General features: G+C 73.5%; 6 protein-coding genes and 1 pseudogene. 3 read left to right on the forward strand and 4 right to left on the reverse strand.

Annotated features, from left to right (window positions below; all coding sequences use genetic code 11):
• Window positions 1-95: 95 nt before the first annotated feature.
• Window positions 96-644 (reverse strand): cupin domain-containing protein, encoded by a 549-nt coding sequence (locus GTW67_RS23580; RefSeq protein ID WP_161166803.1) that lies wholly within the window; start codon window positions 642-644, stop codon window positions 96-98.
• A gap of 256 nt (window positions 645-900) precedes the next feature.
• On the opposite strand from GTW67_RS23580, the gene ispH reads away from it, so the two are divergent.
• Both ispH and GTW67_RS23590 read left to right on the forward strand, forming a co-directional pair.
• The gene (ispH, locus tag GTW67_RS23585) at window positions 901-2,940 is read left to right on the forward strand and encodes a 4-hydroxy-3-methylbut-2-enyl diphosphate reductase (protein WP_161166804.1); all 2,040 of its coding nucleotides are present in this window, start codon (window positions 901-903) and stop codon (window positions 2,938-2,940) included.
• Between the two features lie 88 nt (window positions 2,941-3,028).
• Entirely contained in the window at window positions 3,029-4,639 is a 1,611-nt protein-coding gene (locus tag GTW67_RS23590) for an AMP-binding protein (protein WP_161166805.1), read from the forward strand.
• A 10-nt stretch (window positions 4,640-4,649) separates the two neighbouring features.
• Here GTW67_RS23590 and GTW67_RS23595 read toward each other — a convergent pair whose 3' ends face one another.
• From GTW67_RS23595 to GTW67_RS23605, 3 genes are all read right to left on the reverse strand, one after another.
• Complete coding sequence (locus GTW67_RS23595; protein ID WP_161166806.1) at window positions 4,650-5,006, reverse strand: DoxX family protein; 357 nt, start codon at window positions 5,004-5,006, stop codon at window positions 4,650-4,652.
• A 426-nt stretch (window positions 5,007-5,432) separates the two neighbouring features.
• Window positions 5,433-6,113: an RES family NAD+ phosphorylase gene (locus GTW67_RS23600; RefSeq protein ID WP_161166807.1), complete on the reverse strand. Its 681-nt coding sequence runs from the start codon at window positions 6,111-6,113 to the stop codon at window positions 5,433-5,435.
• 1 nt (window position 6,114) lies between these two features.
• Complete coding sequence (locus GTW67_RS23605; protein WP_161166808.1) at window positions 6,115-6,768, reverse strand: DUF3168 domain-containing protein; 654 nt, start codon at window positions 6,766-6,768, stop codon at window positions 6,115-6,117.
• 122 nt (window positions 6,769-6,890) lie between these two features.
• Between GTW67_RS23605 and GTW67_RS23610 the strand changes: the two are divergent.
• Window positions 6,891-9,856 (forward strand): annotated as a pseudogene (locus GTW67_RS23610) (CHAT domain-containing protein); the annotation flags it as partial.

Here is a 9,856-nt window from a genome sequence, read left to right on the forward strand (position 1 = left end):
TGAGGCTCGCGTGCACGAGCGGAATGCTGTCCGTGGTCGTCACGGTCATCGGAGGTCGCCCCTCAGCTCTGGGTCTCTTGTCGGGTCGTCACTGGTCATGCCGCGGTCCGCCCGGCCGGGGCCGGGGCGGGCGGGGTGAAGCGGAGCGGGGTGATCTGCTGGACGTCGTAGCGCTTGCGCATCCGCTCCACGGCCTCGGAGTCCACCGTCCGGCCGGCGGCGAAGATCTCGACGATCTCCTCGAAGTAGCGCTCGTGGTCCGGTGAGGGCGAGCTCTGGAAGAGCATGCGGGCCGGGGTGTCCGTGGGGTTGCGGAAGGCGTGCGGGGTGCCGGGTGGCACGAACATGCAGCTTCCGGTGACCGCCCGGGCGGCGCGGTCGCCGGCCGGGGACTCCCAGCCGTGCCAGGTGTCCGGGGTCCGCTCGGTGGGTTCGAAGGCGAACAGCTCCAACTCGCCTTCCAGGACGTAGAAGAACTCCTGGGAGTGGCTGTGGGTGTGCGCGCCGACGTCGAAGCCCGGCGGCACGACCACCTCGAACACGGAGGACGAGGAGCCGTCCGCGGCCGTGACCTTGAAGGTGACGTCCTGCGCTTTCGTGACGAGTTTCCGGCCCTGGCCGGGCGGGACGATGAGACCGCTCATGCTGATGTCGCTCTCTCGGAGGAAATGGGGAGGCGGAAGGACGGGAATTCCGGGGAACCGGAGACGTCAGAATGCCAGCGGCGACTTGGGGCCCACTGGGTCCGGGATTGGCGTCTGCTTGCCGCCAAGCGGAGGCCAATCCGCCGCGTATTCCCCGGCAAGGGACGGCGCCGAGGATGCGTTTCACGGCCCGTCGATCACCGTCGGGACGGATGCGTCCATACGGAATTCCAGAATCCATCCCGAGGGGGAAATCATGCCGTCCGCCCCGCATCGAGTTCTGCTGGCCGAGCCCCGGGGAGCCTGCGCGGGAGTGCACCGGGCCATCGAGACGGTGGAACGCGCGCTCCAGGTGCACGGCGCCCCCGTGTACGTGCGCAAGCAGATCGTGCACAACGAACACGTCGTGCGGGACCTGGAGGGCAAGGGCGCCCGTTTCGTCGACTCGGAGGAGGAGGTGCCGGCCGGTGCCGTGTGCGTCTTCTCCGCTCACGGGGTGTCCCCGCGGGTCCGCGACAACGCCCGGCACCGCGGCCTCACGGTGATCGACGCGACGTGCCCGCTGGTGGCCAAGGTCCACCAGGAGGTCGTCCGGTTCGCCCGGGACAAGGACACGCTGATCCTCGTCGGGCACGTCGGCCACGAGGAGATCGAGGGCACGTACGGGGAGGCCCCGGAGCGCACCGTCGTCGTCGGCAGCGTGGCGGAGGCCGGGCGGCTCGACCTCGCACCGGGTACCAGCGCCGCGTATCTCACGCAGACCACGCTGTCGGTGGACGACACCGCCGAGATCGTGGCCGTCCTGGAGGAGCGGATCCCGGGGCTGACCGGTCCCGGCAGTGCCGACATCTGCTACGCCAGCCAGAACCGGCAGAAAGCGGTGAAGGCCATCGCGGGCCGCAGCGACCTGGTCCTGGTCGTCGGCTCGGCCAACTCCAGCAACTCGGTGCGGCTGGTGGAGGTCGCCCGGGCCGCGGGCGCCGACGCCCGGCTGGTGCCCGACCCGGATCTGATCGACGCCGCCTGGCTGGAGGGCGTGGGCACCGTGGGCCTCACGGCGGGTGCCAGCGCGCCCGAGGCGCTGGTGGAACGGGCACTGCGCCGGCTGGCGGACCTGGGCTTCGGGGACGTCGAGACGGAGGTGACGGCCACCGAGAACGTGGCGTTCCGGCTGCCGCCGGAGCTGGAGGAGGCGGGGACGTCAGACGGTGCGGGCGCGCCGCCGAAGCGCGCCGACGCTCACGCCGACGAGGAGACCTGCGGCAAGCTGCTGGACCGCGTCGACCGGCGGATCGCGGAGCTGCTGAGCGCCGAGGAGGCGCGCTGGAGTGCCGTGGACGCGCGGGTGGCGGTGCCGGTGGCGGCCGTCGCGGAGCTGGTGGCGGCGGGCGGCAAGCGGCTGCGTCCTCTGTTCTGCGTCACCGGCTTCCTGGCGGCAGGCGGCGCCGCTGCGGACGAGGACACGGTCGTGGACGAGGACGCCGTCGTGGACGCGGCGGCGGCGCTGGAGTTGCTGCACGCGTTCGCGCTCATCCACGACGACATCATGGACAACTCCCCCACCCGGCGCGGCGCCCCGACCGTCCACGCCGCGTACACGGACCTCCACGCGCGGCGTGCCTGGGCCGGGGAGTCCCGCCGGTACGGGGAGGCCGTCGCCCTGCTCGCCGGTGACCTGGCGCTCAGCTACGCGAACCGGCTCGCGGCCGGGCTGACCGGCGCGGCGGCGCGGCTGTGGCACGAGCTGGTCACGGAGATGATCATCGGGCAGCAGCTGGACGTCGCCCTGGCCGCCGAGGTGGAGCCGGACCCGGACCTGGCCCGCTGGGTCGCGGTCTGCAAGTCCGGCCGCTACACCATCCACCGCCCGCTCGCCCTCGGCGCGGCCATCGCCGGACGCCCCGGTCTGCACGGGGTCTTCGAGGCGTACGGGGTCGCGGCCGGCGAGGCGTTCCAGCTGCGGGACGACCTGCTCGACGCGTTCGGTGACGCGACGGTGACCGGCAAGCCGACCGGCCTGGACCTCGAAGAGCACAAGATGACCCTGCTGATCGCGCTGGCCGCGGCCAGGGATCCGCGGGTCGCCCGGCTGGTCGAGGACAGCCGCCACGCGGACTGGGACCCGGCCGAGCTCCGTGCCGCCCTGCTCGCCTCCGGGGTGGGCGCGGAGGTGGAGGAGCGCATCGACGCCCTGGTCGCCGACGCCCGTACGGCTCTGGCGGACGCCGGTCTGCCGCGGCACTGGCGTCTGCGCCTGGAGGAACTGGCCGACATGGTCGCCTACCGCGACCGCTGACGCCGCCCCAGCCCCGGCCCGCACGCCACCCGCACCGCCGCTCGGCCCCTCACCCCCGCTCAGCAGGACGCACAGGGAGACAGACCTCATGGGAAGCACGTTGCTGAACAAGCTGAGTCACCGGCCGCGCCGCGCGCCGGCCGCCACGTCGATACACAGGCGCGGCCTCTACCTCGGGGTCGTACCGGAGCTGGCCGCGCGCGTCCGGGGCCGCATGCCGCTCGTCCTCGACCACGACCTCGACGTGCTGCCGGAGGCAGGCCGCAGCCTGACGGTACGTCAACTCGCGGACCACGTCGCGGACATCGCGAACCGGCTCGCCGGCGCCGGAGTGCGCCGGGGCGGTCATGTGGTGATCTGCAAGGCGCCCAACTTCGACCTGTGGCTGCTGGCGACGGCGGTGGAGCGGGTCGGCGCGGTCCCGGTCATGCTCTCGCAGCACCTGGACTCCGAGTCGCTGGCCGCCCTGATGGCCCGGCTGGAGCGTCCGCACCTGGTCACCGACGGGCCCAAGCTGCGCTCGCTGACCGAGGACGGCGTGGACCTGGCCGGGCTGACCCGGGGGGTGATCGGGGTGGGCGACGCCGGTCCGGGCGCGGTCGCGCTCGCCGGGCTGGACGGCTCGGTGCCGGTGCGGCCGGTGCTGCGCGGCCTGGACGAGCCGGCCATGATCACGCACACCTCCGGGACGACGGGGCTGCCCAAGCTGGTCGTGCACACGCCGCGGACGATGCGCTCCCGGCTGCGCCCGCAGCTGTTCCTGCTGGGGCTGATGAGGAAGCGGGGGACGGTCGCGATCCACATCCCCTTCGGTCACTCCCGGACGTTCGCGGCGATGTCGCTGTGCCTGCTCCAGGGGATGCCGGCGCTGCTGGTGAAGGACGGCAGCCCGGACGCGATCGCCTCGTTCTTCGCCGAGCGCCGCCCCTGGCTGATCGAGGCGCTGCCCAACTCCTTCCTGGTGTGGGAGGAGCTGGCCGACGACGCGCGCCGCCCGTTCGCGTCGGTGAAGTACTTCAGCAGCACCTTCGACGCGATCCACCCGAGAACGGTGCGCCGGCTGCTGCACGCCTCCGACCAGCGGGCGCAGTTCTTCCAGATCTACGGGCAGAGCGAGGTCGGTCCGGCGGCGGGCCGGCCGTACTACCGCCGGTTCGCGCACAAGATGGACGGCCGCTGCGTGGGCTACCCCCTGCCGGGCAGCGCCCGGGTGCGGCTGGTGAGCCGGGACGGCCGGCGCCCCTCGCAGGAGAACCCCGGTTTCATCGAGGTCCGCTGGGACGGGCTGGCGAAGACGTACCACGGCGAGCAGGAGCGCTACGACGCCAATGTGCACGACGGCTGGTGGCGCACCGGGGACGTCGGCTACCGCACCTCGTTCGGCTGCCTGCACATGCTCGACCGCGAGTTCGACACGATCCCCGGGGTGGGCAGCAACCTGGAGATCGAGGACGCCCTGCTGGACGAGCTGGCGGAGCTCGCCGAGGTCGTCGTGGTGCCGGGCCCCGGCTCCAGCGCGGTCCCGGTGGTCTGCACCCACGGCGACGAGCCCCTGGACCCGGACCGCTGGCGCGGAGCCACGGCCGCGTACCCGCAGCTGGCTGACCCGGTGCAGATCCCGCTGGCCGAACTGCCGCGCACCGCCACGCTGAAGACCCGCCGGGTCGAGCTGTCCCGCCGTCTGGAGGCCGGTCTGTAGGCCCCGGGGATCACCAGGCGCCGTGGTCGAGCAGGCCCAGGGTGAGGACGGCCACGGCGGTGATCAGGAAGACGATCCCGCCCACGATGTCGCGGGAGCCGACCCGCAGGTGGGCGATGATCGCGCCGATGAAGTACAGGATGAGCCCGCAGGCGGCGAGCGTCCCCAGCACCGGCACGGCGAGCCCGGCCAGCAGCCCCACGGTGCCCGCCGCCAGCAGGGACCCCAGGACCGGTACGTACTTCCGGGGGATACCCTTCATGTCCGCCTGGGTCTTGGGGTACTCGTGGCCGATCAGGTAGGTGACGGCGGCGGCCCCGTTGAATACCGCGCCGATGATGGTGACCGTGACGAAGGCGATGTTCACGTTCTCTCCGCTCTGTGGTGGCCGCCGCGCAGCACCACGGCGCGTCGGTGCTGTCGGGGTCGGGGTGCTTTGTGCGGTGATGATCGTACAGCCCACCCCGGCGCCGAACCGGCCCTACACACCACTCCTCGGCCACAACTGGCCTGATTCCGTTGCGAGTTCACCGAACGCGCCGTCGGGCCTCGTCAGGCGGGTGTCGTCAGGTGGGCGCCGACCGGCTGGCCCGGCGATGCCCGCCGACGGTCTGGAGCGGGGCACTCGGCGTCGTGGTCGCCGACTGAACACCCCCGGGAGGAAAAGCAGCCCCGGAGTGTCACCGAAAAGGGCGGGAGAAGCAGTCGCGAAAAGAACGCGGCCGCCTCTCCCTCGCCGAATTACCTGAACGCGACCGGAAAACGCCCGGGAAATGACCAGGGCCCGGCGGTTTCAGGACCAGGACGCCGCATTTCCCGCCGGTCCGATCTCCACGCGGTACTTCGTCAGCATGCGGCGCAGCCGGCGCAGGCCGTCCGGGGTGTCAAGGAGCAGCGGCGGCTCTCCGGTGGCCTCGACGAGGTCGCTGTCCTCGCTGTCGCCGAACAGCACCAGGGACTCGTTCGGCTCGTCCAGCCGGGAGCGCCACACGAACCCGTCCGCCCAGTCCGCCTCGGCCCGCAGCCAGTGCCCCCAGCGGCGGGTGAAGGCGTACTCCGTGGCGTCGGAGCGGACCAGCCAGCCGTCGCTCTGCTGCACCGCGTTGAGGTCGGTGATGCTGCGCAGGGAGACGAGCCTGACGTCCCTGGCGAGCCTGATCCGGGAGAGCCGTTTGCCGGCCACCTCCTCGTGGGGCAGGAACCGCGGGCTGCCCAGGGCGTCGAAGCGCAGGCCGCGCACCAGCCGTTCGACCAGCGCGGTGACCTCCTTGGGCGCCGCGTACAGGTACGAGTAGGCGTCGTTGGCGGTGCTGTCGAAGCGGCCGCCGCCGAAGTGGTGGTCCTGCTCGGTCATGTTGAAGCAGTCGGCGGCACGGCCGTGCGAGTGCACCCGGTACAGCTCCTTGCCCGCCCGCCAGGTGATCGCACGCGGCCTCGCCGCGCCCTTCTCCGGCAGTCTCGCGCCACGAGCCATGTCAGTCGTCCTCCCCCACCGCGCGCGCCGCGGCCAGTAGTTGTTCGTCCAGGCCGGCGCCGAGCAGCGTGGCCGGGACGGCGTCCAGCCACAGGTTGGGTCCGAGCCACCAGTCGGCCACGCCCCAGGGATCGCCGGCCGCGCCGAGGAGTCCGTTGACGGTGAGCACCAGCGGGCGCGGCCGCCCCTCCTCGTCGAACTGGAAGGCGGGCAGCACCTCCACGCCCTCGCGCGGGCGGAGCCTGATCAGTTCGGGCTCCGCCGGTTCGACGCCGAAGACGTCCCGCAGCTCGTCGGCGGTGAGCGCGGGCTCCTCCAGGATGCGGTCGCGGGCCGGGAGCAGGCCCGCCTCCGGTCCCGCGTCCGCGCCGGTCCCGGCGAAGGTGAAGTGGGCCAGCAGCGCCTCGTGCGGCGGCCGGTCGGCGAGTACCGTGAAGCGGCGTTCGGCCGCCGAGCGCCCGTCGTCGGGCAGGGCCCGGCGCAGATGGTCGGCGACGAGCTGGGTGATCCCCCTGGCCCGGTGTTCGTCGCCGCCCTCGGCGAGCAGGTCGAGCAGGACGTCGAGTTTCTCCAGGTCTTCCGGACGAAGCTTTTCTCGTAAGGTCTGCGGTTCCGCCACCAGTTCCGCGATGAGTTCTTGTTCGTACTCTTCCATACGCCCCTCCCGCGATCCGGATGCGAGCGTACGCTAGTGAGTTACGATCCGGTCCGGCAATTCCGGTACGGGAGCGAGAAGTTCGGCCCGGCCCATTTCCGCGACACGGCCAGGGGGCTTTCGTGCGCGCAGACGACAAGGGTTTCAAAGATCGTTCCCAGGAATACGTCCATGCTCTGAACGAGGTCGGAAAGATCGCCGGGACGAGCCGCGACATCGAGGCCCTGCGCTGCACCGGACTGCTCGAACGGGCCGAGGAGGCCCTGCGGGCCGCCGGGGAGGCACCCGGCCCGGTCCCGGCCGAGCTGGACGAGGCGGAGCGGCGGCTGACGGCGCTGCTCGCGTCCACGGCCGACGCCCGCGAACGGGCGTCCCTGCTGGAGACCGGCGTGTGGGCGGCGCGGCTGCGGCACGCGTGCGAACAGGGGCCGCGGAGCCTCGACGCCGTGATCGAGCGGCTCGACGCGCTGCGTGCGCTGACCGCCGCCGAGGCCGAGGCCGTACCCGACGCCGGCCCCGGGTCCGCGGGGGAGGCGATCCGGGCCGACCTCGTCACCGTCGTCTGCGACCTGGCCTTCGACCTCGCCGCCCGCTCCTACGAGGGTGAGTCCCGCGAGGCGCGGGCGGCCGACGCCGACCGGGCCGTCGAACTCCTCGGCTCCGTGCTGGAGGGACCGGACAGCCGCCTGGCCCCCGAACCCACCCGCTGCCGGGCCGTCCTGGGCCTGGTCCTGTCCGGCCGCTGCCGTGGACCGGAGCACGCCACCCCCGAGCGGCTGGCGGACCGGCGGGCCGCCGTCGGCCTGCTGCGCACGGCGCTGGACGCGGACGACCTCGACCCCGCGCTGGAGCCGGCCGTCGCCTTCGACCTGGCCCTCCTGTCCTACCTGGAGCTGAGCGACCGGGTCGAGAACGGCACCGGACCGGACCCGGCCGGCCTGGAGACCGAGGTCGCCGGTCTGCTGGAGGTGCTGCGCCCGCACATCGCCGACGACGGTCCCGACGGTGCCGACGCCGCGGAACTCGGCTGCGAGATCTGCGACTTCATGATCATCCTCTCCTCCTCCGCGTACGCCCACGGCACCGCCGTCGAGTGGTTCCGCGGGACGCTCGCCCATCCCGCGCTGGGCCGGGAGGCCGCCCTCGACACACGGCGACGGCTGGGCCTGGTGCTCGCCGAGCGGTCCGAGGAGAACCGCGCCGCGCAGCGCCCCGGGGATCCTCTGCCGGCCGAGGACCGGGCCGAGGCGGTCACCCTGGTCGAGGAGGTGCTGTCCGGCCGCTGGGGCGCCGCCGCCGACCCCGCGGCCGCGGCCGGCACGGAACCGGGGTCGCCGAGCGAGGAGTTCCTCGCCTGCCTGACCACGATCGTCAACCTGCGATGGCTGGACCTGTCCGAGCGGGTGCTCGACGACGACGGCATCGACCGGCTCGTCGCCCGCGTCCGGCAGCTGACCGCCGTGATCGGCCCCGACGACACGGACCGGGCCGAGATGGTCCTCAAGGCGGGGACCACCCTCACCGAGCGGGCGATCGACCGGGCCCGGCAGCATTCCTACGCGCTGAGCAACGTCGCCGTCGCCACCGGCCGCACCGATCCGGCACTGGCCGTCGAACGCATCGCGCCGAAGGCGGTGGCCGACCTGCGGGAGGCCATCGACCTGCTGCGGACCGGCGCCGGCCTCTACCCGCACGACGACGAACTGCGGCTGGGCGCCTGCGCCCTCCTGGGCTCGGCGCTGATGCTGGACTTCGCCTGCCGGCTGCCCGAGCCGCGGCGCCCGCTGCTGCGGGAGGCGCTGCGGTATCTGCGGGTGGCCATGGAACGGCTGCCCGCGCGCAGCGCGCTGCGCGACGACGAGCTGCACGGGGCGTTCCTCGGCAGTCTGCTGTACCAGGTCTGGTACACCGAGCCGTTCACCCTGGCGCGCGACGAGCCCGGCGGTCCCGTGCTCCCGGACGTGAGCGGCTTCGCGCAGGTCGAGGACGACCTCCAGTTGCTCGCGTCGATGCTGGACCCGGAGACGCTGGAGAAGGAGCCGGTGTACGTGCTCGTCGGCATGATGGTCGACGTCCTGCGCTCCCCCGGCGAACTGCCGCCCGCCGCCGAGTCCCTGGACTGGGCACGCCGGCTGCGCTCGGCCGCCGTCCGGGTCGAGCCGGAAGCGCAGGCCCTGCGGGCGGTGATGCTGGCCTTCGCCGGCGCGCTCGGGCTGCGTGCCGCGCAGGCGGGGCCGGTCGGTCCGGAGGAGCGGGCGGCGACCTGGCGCGACCTGCGGCATGCCCTCGACCTGCTGCCGCACGGGTCGCCGATGCGCGGCCCGCTGAACGGCGCGCTGCTGGCGGAGGCGGCGGGCGACGCCCGGGAGCTGGTCCGCAGGCTCTTCGAGGGTTTCCCTGGGAACGGTGGGACCCGACCGGCCACCGGCACGGAGCCGGTCCGGCCGGCTCGCGACCGGTCCGGCCCCGCCGGGCAGGGCACCGCGCACCCCGGTTCGGCACGCATCGGTGCCGCCGGGAAGGGGCCCGCGTGGACGTGGACGGAGATCACGCGCACCGAGGCCGCCGTCCCCCGTGCCGCCGTAGGGCCCGTCGGGGAGTGGGCCGTCGAGCCCCCGCCGGCGCTCGATCTCGCGGCGGCCGTCCTCCTCGGCGACGGCTCCCCCGACCCGTTCGCCCTGCCGACCGGGCGGGTCGCCGAACTGCTCGGCGGCGACTCCCCGGCCGACGGTCCGGTGCAGGCCGCAGCGCGTGCCCTGCTGCACTACCACCAGTGGCTGCGGGAACGCGACGAGCACGACCTGACCACCGCCGTCGCCCTGGTCCGGCAGGCCCGTACGGCACTGGAGGCCACCGGCGCGGAGCGCTCCGCCCTGGCGGACCGGTGTGCCGAGTTCCTGGCCCGGCTGCTCCTGGACCGGCATCTGCTGCTGGGCGACCGCAGCGATCTCGACGCCGCCGTCCAGGTGTACGAGGCACTGCTGCCCGGCGCCGGGGAGGGCACGGTCCGGCCGCCGCTGGCCGCGCTGCTGGCCGAGGCCGGTGATCCGCGGGTCCCGGCGCGGGTGTTCCGGCCGCTCGGCGACGG

The sequence above is a fragment of the Streptomyces sp. SID5910 genome (genome assembly GCF_009862125.1).
GTDB lineage: Bacteria > Actinomycetota > Actinomycetes > Streptomycetales > Streptomycetaceae > Streptomyces.

Bases quoted from the DNA above. Each gene is read 5' to 3' on its own strand.
- ispH (WP_161166804.1), top strand. From the start codon at position 901: ATGCCGTCCGCCCCGCATCGAGTTCTGCTGGCCGAGCCCCGGGGAGCC.
- GTW67_RS23590 (WP_161166805.1), top strand. From the start codon at position 3,029: ATGGGAAGCACGTTGCTGAACAAGCTGAGTCACCGGCCGCGCCGCGCG.
- GTW67_RS23600 (WP_161166807.1), bottom strand. From the start codon at position 6,113: ATGGCTCGTGGCGCGAGACTGCCGGAGAAGGGCGCGGCGAGGCCGCGT.
- GTW67_RS23605 (WP_161166808.1), bottom strand. From the start codon at position 6,768: ATGGAAGAGTACGAACAAGAACTCATCGCGGAACTGGTGGCGGAACCG.
- GTW67_RS23580 (WP_161166803.1), bottom strand. From the start codon at position 644: ATGAGCGGTCTCATCGTCCCGCCCGGCCAGGGCCGGAAACTCGTCACG.